Raw genomic sequence first — 20,586 nt, forward strand, 5'->3', positions numbered from 1 at the left:
CTTAAAGTGTGCCTACTTGACCGGGGGCCAGCTCCGCGTCGCCGCTGGCGATACCGTTGATCAAGGGCGCGCCGAACTCCGCCTGACTGATTTCGAACACATCGCCCGGCTGCGTACGGATACCGTCTGCGAAAGACAGGGTCGCGGTGCCGAAGAAGTGAATGTGTACATCCCCCGGCCGCAGGAACTGACGGTATTTAAAGTGGTGGTATTCAAGGTTTTCCAGGCTGTGGCACATATTGGCTTCGCCACTGAGGAACTCGTTCTGCCATACGACCTTGCCATTACGCAAAATGCGACTGCTGCCAGCCAGGTGCTGGGGCAGTTCACCGACCCGCAGTTCAGGACCATAACTGCAATTGCGTAATTTGGAGTGGGCCAGGTACAGGTAATTCCTGCGCTCCATCACGTGATCGGAGAACTCGTTGCCCACGGCAAACCCCAGGCGATAAGGCTTGCCGTCGTGGCCGATGACATACAGGCCGCCGATTTCCGGCTCTTCGCCGGCGTCTTCGGCGAATGGCGGCAGCGCGAATGCCTGACCCGGACGCACGACAGTGCTGCCGTCGCCCTTGTAGAACCATTCCGGTTGCACACCGACCTGACCGGCAGCGGGTTTACCGCCTTCCACGCCCCACTTGAAGATCCGCATGGTGTCGGTCATCGCGCTGTCGTCACCGGCCTGCTGATGCATCTTGTCCCGTGCCGCCGCGCTGCCCAGATGGGTCAGGCCGGTGCCGCTGACCAGCATATGCGCCGGGTCCGGGTGATCCAGTGGCACCAGTATCCTGAGCTCGGCCAGCAATTGCGCATAATCGTGACTCCCCCCCAGGCCGAGGCGCTGGACCTGCTGCCGCAGATCGACGCCCGTCTCGATGGCGGCCAGCGCCAGCTCGCGCACCGTGCGCGCGGATTGCACTTCACGGACCAGACCGTCCTCGACCACGCCGACCCGGCGCTCGCCGTTACTCAATTCGAACTGAACTAAACGCATGAACCTTCTCCTGATCGCGGGCTCAGGAAAAGCTTTGGTTTCAGCGTGATGCGACGAATCGGTCGCAGCTCCTGACCCATGGGATCGATCTCCAATTGTTGTTTTTATGGAAGCTCGGGGACGCCTCTCGCGGAAAACCGCCAGGGTCATACCTCAGTTGCAAACGACTATATAGTATTACTATTTACTCAGCAAGACTTCCAAACATGGGAATTTACGCTTATGTTAGCGCCAGAAAAGAACAATATAGTCTTACTATAAGAGATCTAGCCATGTCTGATAAAAAACCCGACCTGCGCTCCGCCCAGTGGTTTGGTACCGCCGACAAGAACGGCTTCATGTACCGCAGCTGGATGAAGAACCAGGGCATTGCCGACCATCAGTTCCATGGCAAGCCCATCATCGGGATCTGCAACACCTGGTCGGAGCTGACCCCGTGCAACGCGCACTTCCGCCAGATTGCCGAGCATGTCAAACGCGGGGTGATCGAGGCCGGCGGCTTTCCCGTGGAGTTCCCGGTGTTCTCCAACGGTGAGTCGAACCTGCGCCCCACCGCCATGCTCACCCGCAACCTGGCGAGCATGGACGTCGAGGAAGCCATTCGCGGCAACCCGATCGACGGTGTGGTGCTGCTGACCGGCTGCGACAAGACCACGCCGGCGCTGTTGATGGGCGCCGCCAGTTGCGACGTCCCCGCCATCGTCGTCACCGGCGGGCCGATGCTCAACGGTAAGCACAAGGGCCAGGACATCGGCTCGGGTACCGTGGTGTGGCAACTCAGCGAACAGGTCAAGGCCGGCACCATCAGCATCGACGACTTCCTGGCGGCCGAGGGCGGCATGTCTCGCTCGGCGGGGACCTGCAACACCATGGGCACCGCCTCCACGATGGCCTGCATGGCCGAGGCACTGGGCACCTCCCTGCCCCACAACGCGGCGATTCCGGCGGTGGATGCGCGCCGTTATGTCCTGGCGCACATGTCCGGGATGCGCGCGGTGGAGATGGTTCGCGAAGACCTGAAACTGTCGAAGATCCTCACCAAGGAAGCCTTCGAAAATGCCATTCGCGTCAACGCTGCCATCGGCGGCTCGACCAACGCGGTGATTCACTTGAAAGCCATCGCCGGACGCATCGGCGTCGAGCTTGAACTGGATGACTGGACCCGCATCGGTCGCGGCATGCCGACCATTGTCGACCTGCAACCGTCCGGGCGTTTCCTGATGGAAGAGTTCTACTATGCCGGCGGCCTGCCGGCCGTGCTGCGCCGCCTTGGCGAAGCCAACCTGATTCCTCATCCCGACGCCTTGACCGTCAATGGCAAGTCGATCGGCGACAACACCAGAGAGGCACCGATCTACGGCCAGGACGAAGTGATCCGCCCCCTCTCCAACCCAATCCGTGCGGACGGCGGCATCTGCGTGCTGCGTGGCAACCTGGCCCCTCTCGGCGCCGTGCTCAAGCCTTCCGCCGCCAGCGCCGAACTGATGCAGCATCGCGGCCGTGCGGTGGTGTTCGAGAACTTCGACATGTACAAGGCGCGGATCAACGACCCGGAGCTGGACGTCGATGCCGACTCGATCCTGGTGATGAAAAACTGCGGTCCCAAGGGTTATCCCGGCATGGCGGAAGTAGGCAACATGGGCTTGCCGGCCAAATTGCTGGCCCAAGGCGTCACCGACATGGTGCGGATTTCCGACGCACGCATGAGCGGCACGGCGTACGGCACCGTAGTCTTGCACGTCGCCCCGGAAGCAGCTGCCGGCGGACCTTTGGCCGCCGTGAAAGAAGGCGACTGGATCGAACTCGATTGTGCCAATGGGCGTCTGCACCTGGACATCCCGGACGCCGAGCTGGCGGCGCGCATGGCCGACCTGCACGCGCCACAGAAACTGATCGCGGGCGGCTATCGCCAGCTGTACATCGACCACGTGCTACAGGCGGACCAGGGCTGCGACTTCGACTTTCTGGTGGGTTGCCGCGGCGCGGAGGTGCCGCGTCATTCACACTGATAGTGAATCGGTTCAGGCGTACAGGAGCGCCTGATAGAGATGGCAGCGATGTTATGATGCCGTGTATTTCGTCAGAGCAGCGCCCCTGTCATGGATCAGCAGTCCCCCAAGCCACGCAAGAGCATGCATGCCCAGATCGTCCAGGAACTGGGCATGCACATTGTCTCCGGACGCCTCAAGCCGGAAGAACGATTGCCCCAGGAGGCAACGCTGTGCGAGACCTATCAGGTCAGTCGGTCGGTGCTGCGCGAAGCCACCCGGGTGCTGAGCGCCAAGGGGCTGGTGTACTCCAAGCCACGGGTCGGCGCACTAGTGCGCCCACGCTCGAAATGGCACTTGCTGGATCCCGACGTGCTGTCCTGGCTGATGCAGTCCACACCTCACAGCGAGTTCTTCAACACCTTGTCGGGCGTACGCCGAATCCTTGAGCCGGAAATCGCCGCAATGGCCGCCACTACGGCGACCGATGCCGACATCGCGATCATCGAAAAAGCCTACCAGGCCATGGAAACGGCAAAGACCCACGAGAACCTCTTGCAGGCGGACCTGGATTTTCACCATGCGATCGCCGACGCGACCCGCAACGACTTGCTCGCCTACATGTGCAACATGCTTTCGCTGCCGCTGCGCGAGTCAATCAGTATCACCAACCGGCGCCCCGACATTCAAAGGCTCAGCCTGCCCCGGCACAAGGCGATACTGACTGCCATCAAGAATCGTGACGCCCTCGGTGCCCGGCATGCCTCGCTGGTGCAACTTGACGACACCCGCGTCGCTCTGGATACCGTGATGAATGTCCTTACCCCGCTGTAACGCAGGCCCGGCTCAGGCCTTGGCCCCCAACTCGGCGGAAAGCCGGGCGGCGACCTGCTTGATCAACGGAATCAGCTCGGCCATTTTCTCCAGCGGCATATAGGGTACGGTACTGGCAATACTGATCCCGGCGACGATTCGCCGGCTGGCATCGCGTACCGGCGCCGCGACACAGCGGATCGACGGTTCATTGTCTTCCAGGTCAAAGGCGTAGCCGCCCGCCACATACTCCAGCATGCGCTGCTGGAATTGCTCCCAGGATGGCTCCGGGCGCTGCGGCCATAACTGGTTTTGCCCGCCCGCCGGCAAGCTGGTCCGATACAGGCGCTGCCACTCCTGCGGCGAGTCATCAAGCATGAGCGCCTTGCCGATCCCGGTGCGCGCCAAGGGCATGCGATGACCGACCCGCGAACGCATTTCCGGACCATTGCGCCCGGGATTCTTGTGCAGGTACAGCACGTCGTCGTCTTCACGAATCGCCAGGTGAATGGTATCGCCGGTCAACGCCGACAACTCGTCCAGATACGGCCCGGCCAGGGTCACCAGCGGCAGCGCTTCGCGCGCCTGGAAACCCAGCTCGATCAGCTTGGGCCCCAGCAGGTAACCGATTTGCGGCACGACCCGCAGATAGCGCTCCTCCACCAGGCAACTGGCCAGACGATGGGTGGTGCTGCGGGTGGTCCCGATCAGCCGGGCAATTTCCTTGAGGTCGCGAGCACCACTGGCCACGGCCTGAACCACCCCCAGGCCGCGTAGCAGCGTCTGGGTACCTGTCGGCGCGGCGTCCTTGGCGTTTTTTGCGACGTCTTCCTGCATATCTGGCCTTCAACAATCAGCGAGGGAACCGGCGGCATTATGGTCGCCCGGTCTTGCGCTTGCCAGGGTCTGTACGAGAACTCGCCGAGCGGCGATCAGGCAAGGCAAAAACAGGCGAGGAAGCGGAGTTTACGGGTTGTAAATGAGCATTACTCGCTTCGCTCGCCCTTCGGGCCGTCCTTCGGACGTTCTCACTTCGTTCGTCCGAGCCTGTTTTAACGCAGCATGATCGTCGCGCAGGCAGTTATCGTACAGAGCCTAGAGCTCGATTCGCGCAACCTTGCCTACCAGCAACACATAGGACAGGGCGCCGATCAACGCCAGCGCGGCGATGTAGGTGATCGCCGGGGCGAAGGAGTCGCCGCTGGCGAGAAAGCCGATCACGATCGGCGTGGCGATCGCCGCCAGATTGCCGATGCAGTTGAACACCCCGCCCGTCAGCCCCAACAAGCGTGCCGGTGCCAAGGTCGAGACCAGCGACCAGCTGATCGAAGCCAGCCCGTTGCCGAAAAACGCCAGCGCCAGGAAGGCGATCACCCACGGCGTCGATTCGACAAAGTTGGCACCGATGATCGAGGTGGAAATCAGCAACCCGCCAATGATCGGCAACTTGCGGGCGAAACCGATCGTCGCGCCGCGGCGGATCAGCCAGTCGGAGAAGAACCCCGAGCAGAGCACGCCAATGAACGCCGCGAGAAACGGCAGCGACGCCAGCAGGCCGGACTTGATGAAGTCCATGCCGCGATATTTCACCAGATAGGTCGGAAACCAGGTCAGGAAAAACCACAACGTCGAATTGAGACAGAACTGTCCGAGGTAGATGCCCCACAACTTGCGTTGGCTCAACACAGTGCCCAGGTCCGTCCAGTTGAACGGTGCCTTGCGCCGGGCCGTCTCGGCCTGGATATCGACCAGCCCGCCGCCCTCACGGATGAGCTCGACTTCCGCCAGATTGGCCCCCTTGAAATCCCGTGGCTCGCGATACACCGCGTACCACACGGCCGCCCAGAGAATCCCCACCGCACCAGTGCTGACGAATACCATGTGCCAGCCGTATTGATGTTGCAGCCAGGCCAATACGGGCGTCAGAAAGGCCAGCCCGACGAACTGCCCGGAGGTGTAGAAGCCGATAGCGGTCGCGCGCTCACGCTCGGGAAACCAGGTGGTCACCACCCGGCTGTTGATCGGATAGGCAGGTGCTTCCAGCGCGCCCACGGCCATGCGCAAAACGAACAGCGCGATGAAGCTGGCGGCGAAACCGAGCATCACCGTGGCCACCGACCACAGTAGCAGCGCAACGCTGTAGAGGATGCGCGGCGGCACCCGGTCCACCAGCCAGCCACCGGGGATCTGCATGGCGGCGTAGGTCCAGCCGAACGCGGAGAAGATCAGCCCGACATGGATCGGATCGATACCCAGTTCGCTGGTCAGCGCCGGAGCTGCAATCGACAGGTTACTGCGGTCCAGGTAGTTGATCACCACGGTGATGAACAGCAGGACCATGATGAAAAGACGCTTGCGGCTCGGCGTCACCAACGACGCCTGCCCGGTGAAAATCTCAGGATGCATGGGGTGCCTCTTCTTATGATTATTGAGGGCGATACAAAGACTTGTGCTGATACCTTGTGGGAGCGAGCTTGCTCGCGATTGGGCCGACGCGGTATGCCTGAACATCCTCGCTGCACATGCCGCCGTCTTCGCGAGCAAGCTCGCTCCCACAGGGGAACTGTGTTGGGTCAGACCACTATTACCACTCGGCAAAACTGCCATCGGCATGGCGCCAGATCGGGTTGCGCCAGCGGTGGCCAATGGCGGCGCGTTCGATGACGTACTCCTCGTTGATCTCGATGCCCAGGCCTGGACCGTTCGGGATTTTCACGAAACCTTTGTCGTAGTCGAACACCCGCGCATCCTTGACGTAATCCAGCAGGTCGTTGCTTTCGTTGTAATGAATACCCAGGCTCTGCTCCTGGATAAACGCGTTGTAGCAAACCGCGTCCAGTTGCAGGCACGCCGCTAGCGCAATCGGACCCAGCGGGCAATGCAGCGCCAACGCCACGTCATAGGCTTCGGCCATGTTGGCGATTTTGCGGGTTTCGGTGATGCCGCCGGCATGGGAAGCATCCGGCTGGATGATGTCGACATAGCCCTCGCTGAGCACCCGTTTGAAATCCCAACGGGAAAACAAACGCTCGCCCAGCGCAATTGGCGTGCTGGTCAGCGGCGCCAACTCTTTCAATGCTTCATAGTTTTCACTGAGTACTGGCTCTTCGATGAACATCAGCTTGTAGGCGTCGAGTTCCTTCATCAGCACCTTGGCCATCGGTTTGTGGACCCGGCCATGGAAGTCCACGCCAATCCCCACATTCGGTCCCACCGCATCACGCACGGCGGCGACGTTGGCCAGCGCCAGGTCGACTTTCTCGAAGGTATCGACGAATTGCAGCTCTTCGGTGCCGTTCATTTTCACCGCGGTGAAACCACGCTCGACGGCGTCCCTGGCAGCCCTCGCAGTGTCGGCCGGGCGGTCGCCGCCGATCCATGAATAGACGCGAATCTTGTCACGAACCTGTCCCCCCAGCAGATCACTGACCGAGACCCCAAGCGCCTTGCCTTTGATGTCCCACAGCGCCTGATCGATCCCGGCCAGGGCGCTCATGTGCACCGCGCCGCCACGGTAAAAACCGCCGCGATAGAGCACGGTCCAGATGTCTTCGATGTTGCGCGGGTCCTTGCCGATCAGATAGTCCGACAGCTCATCAACGGCCGCCGCGACGGTATGGGCCCGGCCTTCGACCACGGGTTCGCCCCAGCCGGTCACGCCTTCGTCGGTTTCGATTTTGAGGAACAACCAGCGCGGTGGAACGATAAAGGTCGTCAGTTTGGTGATTTTCATCGTCAGCTCTCTTGTTATCAGCTCTATGTAGGAGCAGCCGGTCGACGCTCGATTGCTCGCGATGCAGACGGCGCGGTCTGCCTGTTTCACCGCAGTGATGCCATCGCGAGCAAGCTCGGCTCCTACAGGGATTGTCTTAACGCAACGCGTTCCATGCCTGCACATAAGCCTTGGCGCGGACCGCTACTTCGTCAGGTGTCAGCCCCGGTTTGAACAGCCCGGAACCCAGGCCGAAACCGCTGACGCCCGCCTCGACAAACACCTGCATGTTGTCCGGCGTAATCCCGCCTACCGGAATCAGCAACGTCCCTGCCGGCAGCACCGCCAACCACGCCTTGACCACCGCCGGGCCCATTTGCTCTGCCGGGAACATCTTCAAGACATCGGCGCCTTCGGCCAGTGCGGCGAAGGCTTCGGTTGGCGTGGCGACACCGGGCGACAAGTACAGCCCCGCTGCCTTGGCCGCACGCAAAACCTTAGGATCGCTGTGAGGCATGACGATCACCTGCCCGCCCGCAGCCTTCACTTGCTCGACCTGTTCGGGGGTCAACACCGTACCGGCACCGATCAGGCAATCGGCGGGCAAGATGCTGCGCAGAATGCGGATACTTTCGTACGGCTCAGGGGAGTTGAGTGGCACTTCAATGACGCGAAAACCTGCCTGATACAACACCTCGCCGATGGCCGCCGCCTCTTGCGGGCGCAGGCCGCGAAGGATCGCGATCAGACCGTTTTTCGCCAGTGCTTGCTTGAGCATGTCAGACCTCTTGGTAGTTGAACGCAGACGGTTCAGCCGAGCAGCCCGGCCGCTTCGGCCAAGTGCCATAAACCGCGTTCGGTGGCGTGTTCGGCCAGGCTCACCTGAGCAAAACCGCAGGTATCGAGCGCCCGGCTGTAACGGGCACAGAGCTGGGAGTTGCCGATAAGGATGATTGAGGGCTGTTCATCGCTGTGACGTCGACGACGCTGTACGCCGACAAGGGCCGAGAGCTCATGGCCGATCAACAGACCCGACAGATAGTCGGCTTGCTCGGTGGAACTGAGCTCGCCCGTCAGGCCAAGACAACGCGCACTGAACAAGGTCGAAAGAGGTCCGATCTCGCCGTCAGCGGACAGCGCCACCTGCACACCACGATCAAATGCCTCGCCATCAAAGGGCGCACCGCGCTGTTGGGTACGCCCCAGAATGCTGTGTTCACTGAGCACAGCGAACAGCTCGCCGGTCATGAACGTGTCGAAGTGCACGATGCAGCTGCCGGCCACTTCCACCCACTTTGAATGGCTACCCGGCAAGCCGATCAACAAATTGCCTCCCGCGCCGACAGGCAGACTCTGCAGCACGCCGAGGACCTGGGTCTCTTCGCCGCGCATCACATTCGGCAACCGCGAACGCTCGATCACCCCGGGCACGATATGCACATCGACGCCGCGCAGGCTGTGCAGGGTTTTCAAGGAGGTGCCGAGATTGGCGACATTCGCCGGAGTGTCGCAGTAAGCGGCCTCACCCCAACCCTGGGCACTGCCGACCATGCCACAGGCGATCACTGGAAGATCGGGCTGTGCATCGAGCCAGTCACCGCAGGCGTCATCGAAGGCCAGTTCGAAACCATCGGCGCACATCTGGCCAGCAATCATCCGCGGCGCACCGGGCAACTGCATGATCCCCGACGACAGCGAACGCTGTTCGAGCACCTGGCCGCCGGCAGCGAGTTTGTAAGCCCGAAGTGAGGTTGTCCCCCAATCGAGCGCGATCAATTGCGCCTGCATCGCTTCACCTGAAATTTGTTATTGAGCAGTGAGTGCGTAGAGCTGATGCAGGCGACTATAAACCTGAGAAGACTAATATCTCAATATATAAATTTGCATCCCACATATAGGGAATATTACAGGGTTTGAGGATTGCGCCCATTCACCCCTGGGCAAACTCTCTCAACGCTTCCCCTTCCATGCGATAACGCACCCACTCATCCTGCGGCTGGGCACCGATCGATTTGTAAAATTGAATCGCCGGCTCGTTCCAGTCCAGTACGCTCCATTCGAACCGTCCGCAGTCGTTGGCGCAGGCGATTTGTGCGAGGTGACGCAGGAGTTTTTTTCCCGCTCCGCCGCCACGCTGTTCAGGGTTGATGTAAAGGTCTTCGAGGTAGAGGCAATTGCTCCCCAGCCAGGTCGAGTAGCTGAAGAAGAACACCGCGAAGCCAATCGGCAGCCCGTCCCGCAGACAGATCAGGCCATGGGCGGTGGCGCCTTCGTTGAACAGGCTGCGTTCGATGTCGGCGACGCTGGCGATGACTTCGTGCCTGGCGCGCTCGTAATCCGCCAGTTCGGTGATGAACGCGAGGATTTGCGGGGCATCGCTCGGCACGGCTGGGCGGATTTCGATGGTCATGGACTTTCCTTGTACGGATGTGAAAAAGCCATACTAAGTCGGCGCTGAGCGCTCGTCACATTTCAAATGAAAACCTGGTTTATGGTCATCGGATCAACTGTGGCGAGGGAGCAAGCCACTCCCTCGCCACAGGTCCTGCGCCCGACGTTTAATCGTCTTACTCCTAACGAGATTTTCGAATGATCGCTGCTTTCGCTCCACTGCAAAGTCTTGCTGCAACACTCCTGCCCCACGCGCTTGAGCCGTCCGAGGATGGCGCCCACGATCTGTCGCACCTGCATCGGGTCTGGAACAACGCTCGTGTCATCCATAAAGAGGAAAGTGGCGATCTCGAAGTGCTGCTGGCAGCGGTGCTTTTGCATGATTGTGTCGCAGTGGAGAAGGATTCGCCGTTGAGATCACAGGCCTCGCGTCTGGCGGCACAGAAAGCCTCGCAGGTGTTGGCTGACTTGAGTTGGCCGGAAGATAAAGTCGCCGCGGTCGCCCACGCCATCGAGACCCACAGTTTCTCGGCGGGCATTACGCCAACGACGCTGGAAGCAAGAATCCTGCAGGACGCCGACCGTCTCGATTCCCTTGGAATGCTCGGCGTGGCGCGGACGTTTTATGTCTCCGGGCGAATGGGCAGCGCGTTTTACCACCCATTGGACCCCAAAGCAGAGTCCCGCGATTACGACGACAAGCGCTTCACGCTCGATCACTTCCAGACCAAGCTGCTGCACCTGGCTGCGGGCTTCCAGACCCGGACTGGCAGCCGGCTGGCGCAGATTCGTCATGAACGATTGAAGCGATTCATGGAGGAGTTTATGGAGGAGATCGGTTTGTGCTGACGGCATCAATCAGTCCTTTACTCCGTTATTGACTAACCCTGAAGTCTGCAAGAACGCAACTAACGTCTGCGCCTCGCATGTTAGAAATGCGATTCATGATTCCAGCTGGCAAGAGACGCCTTCATGCAGACCGGTACTCATCAGGACACCATCGTTTCAGGGAAGCTATTCGGCCTGTTTTGCGTTGCCAGTTATCTGCTTTCACTGTCCTATGGTTCGACCTTCCTACTGTCACTGCTGATCAGTTCACGCGGCGGCAACGAGCATGACGCTGGCAGCGTGATCTCGATCGCGATGCTCAGCACCTTTGTGGCAGTGATCCTCTCCGGGCATTTGTCAGACCTGTTGGGCGCTGCACGCTCAATTGCGCTGTTCGGCTGCTTGCTGGTAGTGGCCAGCCTGGGTTTCGCGCTGACGCCTGGGTTCGGGAATGCCTTATTGTTTTTTGGGCTGATGCTTGGCCTCGGCTGGGGCGTGTTTTACACCCTGGGGCCAATCATCGTGGCGATGCTGGTCGAGCCCACTCAGCGCGCCAGGTACTTCGCGCTGCTGTCAGGCAGCATGATGACCGGCATTGGTTCCGGTCCGTTGTTGGGCCGTGCGGCCAGCGTGCTGGGCTATCCCGTCACCACCGCTTTTTACATCGCCGCGCTGGCAAGCCTGATGGGGGTGGTGATGTTCTGGCGATTGGGAGTAGCGCTTAAGCACCGCCCCAATCTGCTGGGAACCGCTGCCGTGTCGAAGATTTCCTGGTCGGCGGCAGCCCAAGTGCTTTCTTCCAAAGCGGTATTTTCGATCATCATGGTCGGCCTGGGCGGATGCGTGTTTGGTGGCCTGTCGAGCTTCCAGACCAGCTATGCCGCCTCCCGTTCACTGGATTATTCACTGTTCTTTTTAGGCTTCATGAGTGCGGCGATCAGCAGCCGCCTGCTGATCGCCAGCATCGTGGTCAAACGCGACGCCTATGAGGCGTCCTGCCTGCTCTGCGGGCTGACAGTGGTGTCGATCGTGATGTTCCGGTTCCTGGTCGACGACGGCTTCAGCTATGTACTGGCGGCGGTCATTCTCGGTGTCGGTTACGGGCTAACCTATTCGGTGATCAACGGCCTCGCCGCCAATGAAGCCCCCGCCGGTACGACCTCGCAATCCCTGTTGCTGTTCAGCCTTGCCTACTTCATAGGTGTGTTCGGCTTTCCACTGTTGGCCGGCAAGATCATAGTCGAACAAGGCATGTCCGCCCTGTTGCTCATGATATTGGCAGTTGCGGTGATGAGTTGGCTGATTACCGTGGGGCGGCTGATCTGGCGCTGGATGAACGTCGAAAAGGCACTGCAGAACGCCTAGACCACTCGTCTAAATTCAGCCACCCATCGAAATCGGGAGCAGACTGGTACGGGTAACGACTCTAGAAGTGGAGGCGACGCCATGAACATGTCAAAACTGCCTGCCGTTGTCCTTGCCGGGTTGCTGTCTTCAGCAGCCTTCGCCGGTTCAACCGCCCCGACCAACCCAGTCTACCGGGCGACATCCCCCGCCACCGCGACCGACCCACGAATTGATCGCAACGATACCCATAGCCCGGACATCATGAACTCCAGCGTCCCGGACAACGCCAGATTGGGTACCAGCTCTAAAACCACCACCGGTGGCTCGGGCTCTGACCGTGACGGCAGCGCCCGCAAGTAAATCGAAGGCTGCGAAACCTTTCCAGACTGACCCTGTGCACCAGGGTCAGAAGGAGCTGCCGGAGGTTCGGGCCGCGCTCGGACGATCCTGCCCCTACGATCTGGCGATAAACGCATCGACCTCGGCAGTGCCCGGCGAGGTGGCTGGCCCCCAACGCGTGACCGCCAGCGCTGCAGCGGCATTGGCGCGACGGGCCGCTTGAGCCGGTGGCAAACCGACGGCCAGCGCAGCGACAAACACCCCGGCATGAGCATCACCGGCACCGTTGCTGTCCACGGCCACGACCCTCCCGACTACCGATATCAATACCCGCACAATGGGGGTGAATCACTTCAAATCGCTTCTGCGGGTTCTGCGCGCCATGACAATTCCTCGCAGGATTGAGGGGCGCGCGGGGAGCACGGTGGCGAACGGATTCACTCTCTAATACGTGGTCACAGCTTGCTGTGCCTGTAACGACTCCAACTCGGCCAATGCTTCACGCAACGTCCCCCCGGCTCACGCCAAACTCTTCAGCCAACTGATGCTCCCCCGGCAGCAGTAAGCCGTCCTCCATGAGGCCGCTTTCGATACGCCGAATCAGCTCGTCAACCACTCGTTTTTTCTTGTCAAATCGAACATGTCTAATCATGTACAAATCAATAAACGAAACGAGTCGGCAGTGGCAGCGGATTATTTCAGAGGGATATCCACGGCCGTGCAATCCTGTAGGAGCCGAGCTTGCTCGCGATGGACTCAAGGGCGGCGCGTTTATTCAGAAAACACGCGTTATCGTTAACGTTCATCGCGAGCAAGCTCGGCTCCTACCCCGCGAGACGACCTTACAGTCGATTCAAGGCTCAAGTCCGATAGTAAAGAACTCACCGCCACTCCAGACCCCCAACCAGCGCTGCCCGTCGATTTCCCGTGTCACCGCCAGTTCCACCAGTTGGTAAAACACATTGCGATGGATCAAGGCTTCGAAATTGCTCCGCACATGCACATAGGGTGCAGGCTCTTGAGTGTCGGGATCGATCACCACTCGCAACGCATGCTCAGGACCGGCTTCGGCCTGCTCTTCGACATTCGTGGTGAAACGCAGCAGCTGAGCTTCGCCCTCGCCTTCAACCTCAAGGCTGACGGCGACAAAAGGCGCATCGTCGACCTTGATGCCAACCTTTTCCACCGGGGTAATCAGGAAGTAATCGTCACCATCGCGACGCATGATGGTGGAGAACAGTTTAACCATCGGTTTACGCCCGATGGGCGTGCCAAGGTAATACCAGGTTCCGTCGCGGGCGATCCGCATGTCGATATCGCCGCAAAAGTCGGGGTTCCACAAGTGGACCGGTGGCAAGCCTTTGGATTTGGGAATTTGTCCCAACAGATCATTAGCTTTTTGCGGACCACTCATGTTGTTTTCCTCGTGTATTGCTTAGTCGCTCAAGCCCAACAGGCTACGAGCGTATTGCTCGAGCGGCGGACCCAGCAAATCTTCTGGCTTGTTGTCGTGGAACGTCAGTAAACCACCACGACTGTGAATACGTGCAGTATCGATCAAATACCGGGTGTTGGTCTCGATCAACATGAGCTGAATCACGCCACTGTCGATCCCCATTCGATCCACGGCTTGCTGATCGATCCATTCATCCGAGTTGCCGATCCGGTCGTCAGCCTTGGCGAAACGGGTGTAGAGCAGATAATGCGCACCGGCCGCGCGGGCTTCGGTCATCGCTTCCTCCAGCCCCTCAGGGGATTGCGCGCGACGGACCATGGGGAAGTATTCGACAAACCCGTTGAAGGCTTCTTCGGCGACCACATTTGGCCGCGGATAGGGACTGCCGGGCGGTGCAAAGGCGCCTTGGGCGATATAAATAAAGGAGTCTGGCTGTATGCGGAACGAGTTCGAGCGATGGGTATCACTGTGATCGAGCAAGCCCGCATCGCTCATGTGATAGCGAGCGCCCTCACCCAGATCGCTGACATTCATGCAGCCACCAAGCGCCAAAAAGGCCAGCAGCAAAACCAGGCTACGCATCCTACCCTCCAGATGCCGGTGACGGAAAACCGGCGAATCCTGGCAGGATGCAGCTTCCGCGCCAGCTCAAAGGGGATTGGGAATGGTGGAGGGATTTGAGAGTGTCAGAAATTTCTTCATCGCTTGCCACTCCGTCATCGCGAGCAAGCCCGCTCCCACATTAGATCTCCATCGGTCACACTTTTGTAGTCTGACGCAGATCAAGTGTGGGAGCGGGCTTGCTCGCGATGAGGCCATGGTAAACACCGAAGATTCCACAGCAAACCCAAATTTCGGCGAACTCTTTTATCCGCCGATGATTTTCATGATGGTCGCGCCACCGGAAAAGGCCACTTCCTGCTTGTCGCCCAAGGCTTTCACCAATAGGCGTTGCAAGGCTGGCAAAGCCTCGTGGCGAGGCTTGTCCAGCAGGTCGCCGACATAATGGCGATTGCTCGACGAGAGGCAGCCATGCAGCCAGCCGGTGGACGACAAGCGCAGACGTGAACAGGTCCGACAGAACGGCACACTTTCATTGGCAATCACGCCAAAGAAACCCTGGCCCGGAATTTCATAGCGCACCGCCGTGGCATCCACTGGCGCATCAGCCTGGAGGTATTCGTAGCGCTCGCCGATCAGGCTCAACAGCTGTTGCAGGCTGACGAATTGCTGCAAAAAGGCATTCGAATCACTGGCCAAATGACCCATGCGCATCAGTTCGATAAAACGCAGTTCATAACCGCGTTCAAGGCAATAATCGAGCAGCGGCATCACCTGATCCAGGTTCTGCCCGAGCAACGGTACCATGTTGACCTTGATCTTGATGCCTGCGGCTTTCGCCTGATCCATACCGTTAAGCACGGTCGCCAGATCGCCGCCGCGTGCAATGCTGCGAAAGGCACCAGGGTCAAGGGTATCCAGGGAAACGTTGATTCGGCGAATTCCGGCATCCACCAGCGACGGCAGTTTGCGCGCCAAGAGCTGGCCGTTGGTAGTCAGGCTGATATCCGCCAGCCCCATCTGCCCCACCGCGCCCATGAAGGTTTCCAGCTTGGGGCTGACCAAGGGTTCGCCGCCGGTAATACGCAGGCGCTCGATGCCGGCCGCTTCAATAAGATAAGCAACGCCACGGGCCATGGCTTCGGCCGACAATTCATCCTGCGCAGCGACCAGTCGCTTGCCGTTCGGCACGCAGTAGGTACACGCATAGTTGCAGGCTGAAGTCAGGCTGATCCGCAAATTGCGAAAATGCCTGCCTTGACGGTCAACGATCATGGATCACTCCGGCGGTAGAAGATTCGGACTTGCTGAAACTTGACTCACAAATCAAGTTTTAGCAAGTCCCTAGCCTGAGTATATTCCTGAGGTACTGCACCCTGTAGCGAAACATGGTGCAATAAAGCAACTGAATGGCTCAGCTGCCAGGAGTGTCGGTATCGCGCTTGCGCTTGTTGCCCATACGCACGCCGATATCCATCAGGAACTGGAAGAAACCTTCCTGATCTTCCAGCACATTGCTCCAGAACGGCGAGTGATACAGCGCCACAGCGCCGTGCACCAGCGCCCAGGATGCGCAATAGTGGAAGTAAGGCGGTACGTCTTCGAGCTTGCCTTCACTGATCCGGCCCTTGATCAACAAGGTCAGTCGTTCGAAGTTGGACGCGCGAATCTTGTGCAGCTCCTCGACCATCTCCGGCACCTGATTGCCCTTGACCACCTTTTCTTCCAGGCGGTCGAACAGCCGGTAACGCTGCGGATCGCGCATGCGGAATTCGAAGTAGGCCCGGGACAGGGCTTCCTTATCCTTGTCGACATCGGCAGAGTGCAGCAGCTCGTTCAGGTCACGCTCGTAGTCGAGCATCAGGCGCAGATAGATCTCTGCCTTGGACTTGAAGTGCTTGTAGATGGTCCCTTTGCCGATACCCACGGCATCAGCGATCATCTCGACGGTGACGCTGTCTTCACCTTGTTCGAGGAACAGCTTTAGCGCGGTATCGAGAATTTCTTGCTCGCGGCGACGAAACTCACGGACCTTACGAGGTTCTTTCTGCATAAGAAAAGGTCTGTAGGGGTCAAAATCGAAGCCGCGTATTATGCCTAACTTGCGCCAAATTGCACGGATCATCCGACCATGTCTACGTTTCTTGATGAATTTGTACAGGCTCCGGGCCTGCGTTATTTGAATCATGCTGCCGTCGCCCCCTGGCCAAATCGAGCTGCCGTGGCAGTCGCGCGTTTCGCTCAGGAGAACGTTTTACTGGGCGCACGGGACTATTCGGACTGGATGACCCTCGAACAACGCTTGCGCGAACGCTTGATGCGCCTGCTTAACGCACCGTCAACGGATGACGTAGCGCTGGTCAAAAATACTTCAGAAGCACTGTCTTTTGTCGCCTTCGGCCTGCAATGGCAAAGTGGCGATCAGATTGTCATTAGTGACGAAGAATTCCCTTCCAACCGTATCGTCTGGGAAGCCCTGGCACCGCAAGGTGTGGAAGTGCTGCAGGTCAGCCTCAAGGGCGCTGACCCCGAAGGTGCCCTGCTGGCCGCCTGCGGCCCGCGCACCCGCCTGATGTCAGTGAGTGCCGTGCAGTTCGCCAGTGGCCTGCGCCTGGACCTGCAGCGCCTTGGCACCGGCTGCAAACAACAGAACGTGCTGTTCTGCATTGATGCCATCCAGCAACTGGGTGCCCTGCCCTTTGATGTCCAGGCGTACCAATGCGACTTCGCCATGGCAGACGGTCATAAATGGCTCCTGGGGCCTGAAGGCCTGGGCGTGTTCTATTGCCGCAGCGAACTGCGCGAGCAGCTTGAACTCCATGAGTTCGGCTGGCACATGCTCGAACACATGGGTGACTACAACCGTAGCGACTGGGAGCCTGCGAAAAGCGCGCGTCGCTTCGAGTGCGGCAGCCCGAACATGCTCGGTGCCATGGCGCTGGAAGCCAGTTTGTCGCTGCTCGAAGAAGTCGGTATGGAAGAGGTCGCTGCGCTTATTGCCGAACGCATGCAATGGCTACAGGACGGCTTGAGCACAATGGCTGGCGTGCAACTGCATAGCCCGCCGAATCCCGTCCGGCGTGGAGGGATTTTCTCGTTCAGTATCGATGGCATCGATAATCAGCGGGTCTACGAGCAACTCAAGCAGCAACAGGTTGTGTGCATCCCTCGCGGCCCTGGCATTCGCTTTTCCCCACATTTCTACACAGAAAAACGCGTGATCGACGAAACTTTGGCGATTTTGGCAACAATTGCCAAGTAATGAGAACTCAACTGAAGCGCGCGTATTCCAAATCTGTTTAAAAAATAGAGGGGTCAGACTGGACTCAACGCAATAGTGATCAATACTTCAACTGTCGGCGCGACATCTCCCCCAAGTGGCACGCCGATGAAGGTACCAACGGACTGCGTACCTTTGTTTTACTCCTAATGGTCTTAACCCGGATTCCCCCCCCAGAACCCGGGTTTTTTTTGCCTGCGATTTGTGTAGGAGCAGCCGGTCGACGCTCGATTGCTCGCGATGGACGTTAACAATAACGCGTGTTTTCTGAATAAACGCGTCGCTCTTGAGTCCATCGCGAGCAAGCTCGCTCCTACAGGGGGGCTCACGCAGGACCGATGACATGCGCCAACGGAAATAACCGCTTGAAGTTCTCGGTGGTCTGCTCGGCAAAACGCTCGTACGGCTCACCACGCAACATCGCCAGATACTGCGCAACATCTCGTACGTATTGCGGCAGATTCGGCTTGCCCCGATGCGGAATCGGCGCCAGATACGGTGAGTCGGTTTCCACCAGCAAACGGTCGGCCGGCACCTGCCTGGCGACATCACGCAACGCATCGGCATTGCGGAAAGTGACGATGCCGGACAGGGAAATATAGAACCCCAGATCCAGTGCCGCCTTGGCCATTTCCCAATCTTCGGTAAAGCAGTGCAGCACGCCAGCCTGGGGCAGCGCCGCCTCACGCAATAGCTCCAGGGTGTCGGCTCGTGCGCCACGGGTGTGGACGATCACGGGCTTGCCGGTCTGCTGAGCGGCTTGCAGATGCAAGCGAAAGGACGCTTGCTGCAACTCGGCCGCTTCCGGCTCGTAGTGATAATCCAGACCGGTTTCACCAATGGCCACAACCCGCGGGTGGTTGAGCTCGCGTAACAGCCAATCCAATGCAGGTGCCGCGCCCGGCTGCACGTCGAGCGGATGGACGCCGACCGAGCAGTCGACATCGGCATAGCGCTCGGCGAGCGCTTTGACGTCAGCTGCGTTTTCGACGCTCACGCCAATACAGAGAAAGTGACCGACGCCGCATTGACGAGCCGCTTCGAGGGCCGCGTCAAGAGAGCCGGCATGTTCGGCAAGGTCGAGGCGATCAAGGTGGCAATGGGAATCTACGAGCATAAGGCTGCAACTACATCGTATGAGTGGGACGGTCGGACTTCAGGGCTCCGGCCGGACGGGTTTCGATTCTGTTTCGAGCGGTGTTGTCACTATCACTGAACTGCATGCCGACACCCGCCGCCGACTACTTGACTCCAGGCCCGTGCGATCAATTCCGGGCAGGCAAATCTGCCCACTGCACCAGTAACGCCTCAAGCAGCAATACGCGATTGAGGTTGGCCTTGCTCAGCACCTTCTGGCGCTGGGCCAGAATCCAGTCCTGAATATTCAGGACCTTTTCCTGAGAAGACTTTTGCGCCAGATATTGCACTACTTTGCGCATATCGGGCAAACCCAGTCCCTCCTCGTCCTGAGTGAGCTGGTAACGCAGGATCAGGCTAGACCAGTCGCAGAACCAGTCGAACAGCAACAGTAGCGAAATGGCGTTCCAGCCCTCAGCCAACTGAGTTGGTGATTGCTGTTGCTTGAGCAGTTTTTTCACGCCCTCTACCACCAGAGCGCGCTGCTCACGTACACCCTGCGCCTGCAAGGTGACGGCGGCCAATGGCGAACCAGCGGCCAGTGTCAGCAGCTCAATGCGTTCCTCTTCAGTGCAGTCAGGCAAAGCCTTGGCCAGCCACTCCAGACTCATCGCCTGGCTCGGCAACGGACAGGCCTGCTGCACACAGCGACTCTTGACGGTCGGCAACAAACGGCTTGGCTGGTGACTGACCAACAACAACACGGTATCGCCGGAAGGCTCTTCGAGGCTTTTCAGCAAGGCGTTGGCGGCGTTGTTGTTCATCGACTCGACCGGCTCGATCAGTACCACTTTGCGCCCGCCCAACTGCGCGGTCTGCACCACGAAGCTGACCAGTTCACGAACCTGGTCGACCTTGATCGCCTTGTCCGCCTCTTCTGGCTCCAGCACGTAGTTATCCGGATGGCTGCCAGCCTTGAGCAGCATGCAGGATTTGCATTCCCCGCAAGCGTCCAGCCCTTGCGGCTTCTGACAGAGCAAACGAGCCATCAAGCGTTCAGCCAGCGCTCGCTTGCCGATACCCGCCGGGCCGTGCAGCAAGTAGGCATGGGCATGCTGTGCACGGCCCGCCAGTTGCTGCCAGAGGCTGTCCTGCCACGCGAAGGCCTCAGCCACGGTAAAGCCCCAGCAATTGCGGCAACAGGGCGTCCAGTGACCGCTGAACCTGCGCCAGCGGCTGGGCGGCATCCACCAGGTGATAACGCGCCGGATCAGCCTCGGCACGTTTCAGATAAGCACTGCGGACCGCGTCGAAGAACACCCGACCTTCAAGCTCGAAACGGTCCAGCCGCCCCCGAGCACTGGCGCGAGCCAGACCGACCTCGACCGGCAAATCGAACACCAGCGTCAGGTCCGGACGCAGATCACCCTGAACGAAAGTTTCCAGGGTTGCGATGCGCTCCACAGACAAACCGCGGCCACCGCCCTGGTAGGCGTAAGTAGAGTCGGTAAAGCGATCACACAACACCACCACACCCCTGGCCAGCGCCGGGCGAATCACCTCGGCCAGATGCTGGGCACGCGCGGCGAAAACCAGCAGCAGCTCGGTGTCGGCGTTCATCACTTCATCGCCGGGTGTGAGCAATACTTCACGAATCCGCTCGGCCAATGGTGTACCGCCCGGTTCGCGGGTCAGCAACACCTCGATACCTTCGGCGCGCAGACGCTCAGCCAGGTACTCGCGATTAGTGCTTTTGCCGGCGCCTTCCGGGCCTTCCAGGGTAATAAACAGGCCAGTCAC

At 59.5% G+C, this 20,586-nt stretch carries 20 protein-coding genes and 3 pseudogenes; 6 read left to right on the plus strand and 17 right to left on the minus strand.

Features of this window, described 5'->3' with window-relative positions; genetic code table 11:
- Position 1: 1 nt before the first annotated feature.
- On the minus strand, positions 2–994 hold the full coding sequence (araD1, locus tag AC07UI_RS19095; RefSeq protein WP_494993975.1) for an AraD1 family protein: 993 nt from the start codon (positions 992–994) through the stop codon (positions 2–4).
- Positions 995–1,266: 272 nt separating this feature from the next.
- Between araD1 and AC07UI_RS19100 the strand changes: the two genes are divergently transcribed.
- Together AC07UI_RS19100 and AC07UI_RS19105 are read left to right on the plus strand one after the other, a co-directional pair.
- On the plus strand, positions 1,267–3,003 hold the full coding sequence (locus AC07UI_RS19100) for an IlvD/Edd family dehydratase (protein ID WP_494993976.1): 1,737 nt from the start codon (positions 1,267–1,269) through the stop codon (positions 3,001–3,003).
- A gap of 90 nt (positions 3,004–3,093) precedes the next feature.
- On the plus strand, positions 3,094–3,816 hold the full coding sequence (locus tag AC07UI_RS19105; RefSeq protein ID WP_494993977.1) for a FadR/GntR family transcriptional regulator: 723 nt from the start codon (positions 3,094–3,096) through the stop codon (positions 3,814–3,816).
- Positions 3,817–3,828: 12 nt separating this feature from the next.
- Here AC07UI_RS19105 and AC07UI_RS19110 read toward each other — a convergent pair whose 3' ends face one another.
- The 6 genes from AC07UI_RS19110 to AC07UI_RS19135 all read right to left on the minus strand — a co-directional run bounded on the left by AC07UI_RS19110 (position 3,829) and on the right by AC07UI_RS19135 (position 9,917).
- Positions 3,829–4,632: an IclR family transcriptional regulator gene (locus AC07UI_RS19110; protein ID WP_494993978.1), complete on the minus strand. Its 804-nt coding sequence runs from the start codon at positions 4,630–4,632 to the stop codon at positions 3,829–3,831.
- Between the two features lie 258 nt (positions 4,633–4,890).
- The gene (locus tag AC07UI_RS19115) at positions 4,891–6,201 is read right to left on the minus strand and encodes an MFS transporter (RefSeq protein WP_494993979.1); all 1,311 of its coding nucleotides are present in this window, start codon (positions 6,199–6,201) and stop codon (positions 4,891–4,893) included.
- 178 nt (positions 6,202–6,379) lie between these two features.
- Positions 6,380–7,528: a galactonate dehydratase gene (gene dgoD / locus AC07UI_RS19120; RefSeq protein WP_494993980.1), complete on the minus strand. Its 1,149-nt coding sequence runs from the start codon at positions 7,526–7,528 to the stop codon at positions 6,380–6,382.
- 136 nt (positions 7,529–7,664) lie between these two features.
- Positions 7,665–8,285, minus strand: coding sequence for a 2-dehydro-3-deoxy-6-phosphogalactonate aldolase (locus AC07UI_RS19125; RefSeq protein ID WP_494993981.1), 621 nt, complete (start codon positions 8,283–8,285; stop codon positions 7,665–7,667).
- A gap of 32 nt (positions 8,286–8,317) precedes the next feature.
- Positions 8,318–9,295 carry a 2-dehydro-3-deoxygalactonokinase gene (locus AC07UI_RS19130; RefSeq protein WP_494993982.1) on the minus strand — a complete coding sequence of 326 codons (978 nt, stop codon included), beginning with the start codon at positions 9,293–9,295 and terminating at the stop codon, positions 8,318–8,320.
- A 142-nt stretch (positions 9,296–9,437) separates the two neighbouring features.
- On the minus strand, positions 9,438–9,917 hold the full coding sequence (locus tag AC07UI_RS19135; RefSeq protein WP_494993983.1) for a GNAT family N-acetyltransferase: 480 nt from the start codon (positions 9,915–9,917) through the stop codon (positions 9,438–9,440).
- Between the two features lie 179 nt (positions 9,918–10,096).
- Here AC07UI_RS19135 and AC07UI_RS19140 point away from each other — a divergent pair, with 179 nt between their 5' ends.
- From AC07UI_RS19140 to AC07UI_RS19150, 3 genes are all read left to right on the plus strand, one after another.
- Positions 10,097–10,747: an HD domain-containing protein gene (locus AC07UI_RS19140; protein ID WP_494993984.1), complete on the plus strand. Its 651-nt coding sequence runs from the start codon at positions 10,097–10,099 to the stop codon at positions 10,745–10,747.
- 123 nt (positions 10,748–10,870) lie between these two features.
- Complete coding sequence (locus AC07UI_RS19145) at positions 10,871–12,091, plus strand: MFS transporter (protein ID WP_494993985.1); 1,221 nt, start codon at positions 10,871–10,873, stop codon at positions 12,089–12,091.
- 81 nt (positions 12,092–12,172) lie between these two features.
- Positions 12,173–12,433: a hypothetical protein gene (locus AC07UI_RS19150; protein ID WP_494993986.1), complete on the plus strand. Its 261-nt coding sequence runs from the start codon at positions 12,173–12,175 to the stop codon at positions 12,431–12,433.
- 93 nt (positions 12,434–12,526) lie between these two features.
- On the opposite strand, the pseudogene AC07UI_RS19155 reads toward AC07UI_RS19150, so the two are convergent.
- The 6 genes and pseudogenes from AC07UI_RS19155 to AC07UI_RS19180 all read right to left on the minus strand — a co-directional run.
- Positions 12,527–12,721 (minus strand): annotated as a pseudogene (locus AC07UI_RS19155) (PfkB family carbohydrate kinase); the annotation flags it as partial.
- 171 nt (positions 12,722–12,892) lie between these two features.
- Positions 12,893–13,064: pseudogene (locus tag AC07UI_RS19160) on the minus strand (GntR family transcriptional regulator); the annotation flags it as partial.
- 201 nt (positions 13,065–13,265) lie between these two features.
- A complete protein-coding gene (locus tag AC07UI_RS19165; protein ID WP_494993987.1) occupies positions 13,266–13,826 on the minus strand; it encodes a DUF1285 domain-containing protein in 561 nt (186 codons plus the stop codon).
- A 21-nt stretch (positions 13,827–13,847) separates the two neighbouring features.
- On the minus strand, positions 13,848–14,450 hold the full coding sequence (locus AC07UI_RS19170) for a DUF4823 domain-containing protein (protein WP_494993988.1): 603 nt from the start codon (positions 14,448–14,450) through the stop codon (positions 13,848–13,850).
- Positions 14,451–14,735: 285 nt separating this feature from the next.
- On the minus strand, positions 14,736–15,704 hold the full coding sequence (locus tag AC07UI_RS19175) for a GTP 3',8-cyclase MoaA (RefSeq protein WP_494993989.1): 969 nt from the start codon (positions 15,702–15,704) through the stop codon (positions 14,736–14,738).
- 139 nt (positions 15,705–15,843) lie between these two features.
- A complete protein-coding gene (locus AC07UI_RS19180; RefSeq protein WP_494993990.1) occupies positions 15,844–16,482 on the minus strand; it encodes a TetR/AcrR family transcriptional regulator in 639 nt (212 codons plus the stop codon).
- A 78-nt stretch (positions 16,483–16,560) separates the two neighbouring features.
- On the opposite strand from AC07UI_RS19180, the gene AC07UI_RS19185 reads away from it, so the two are divergent.
- Positions 16,561–17,691: an aminotransferase class V-fold PLP-dependent enzyme gene (locus AC07UI_RS19185; protein ID WP_494993991.1), complete on the plus strand. Its 1,131-nt coding sequence runs from the start codon at positions 16,561–16,563 to the stop codon at positions 17,689–17,691.
- 343 nt (positions 17,692–18,034) lie between these two features.
- Here the strand turns inward: AC07UI_RS19185 and AC07UI_RS19190 are convergent, their stop codons facing one another.
- The 4 genes and pseudogenes from AC07UI_RS19190 to tmk form a co-directional block, all read right to left on the minus strand.
- Complete coding sequence (locus AC07UI_RS19190; protein WP_494993992.1) at positions 18,035–18,826, minus strand: TatD family hydrolase; 792 nt, start codon at positions 18,824–18,826, stop codon at positions 18,035–18,037.
- 10 nt (positions 18,827–18,836) lie between these two features.
- A pseudogene (locus AC07UI_RS19195) lies at positions 18,837–18,947 on the minus strand (PilZ domain-containing protein); the annotation flags it as partial.
- 27 nt (positions 18,948–18,974) lie between these two features.
- Positions 18,975–19,961 (minus strand): DNA polymerase III subunit delta', encoded by a 987-nt coding sequence (locus AC07UI_RS19200; RefSeq protein WP_494993993.1) that lies wholly within the window; start codon positions 19,959–19,961, stop codon positions 18,975–18,977.
- Positions 19,954–20,586 (minus strand): dTMP kinase, encoded by a 633-nt coding sequence (gene tmk, locus AC07UI_RS19205; protein WP_494993994.1) that lies wholly within the window; start codon positions 20,584–20,586, stop codon positions 19,954–19,956. The genes AC07UI_RS19200 and tmk overlap by 8 nt, the downstream gene beginning before the upstream one ends.

It is taken from the genome of Pseudomonas sp. GW821-FHT04C07 (genome assembly GCF_059420325.1).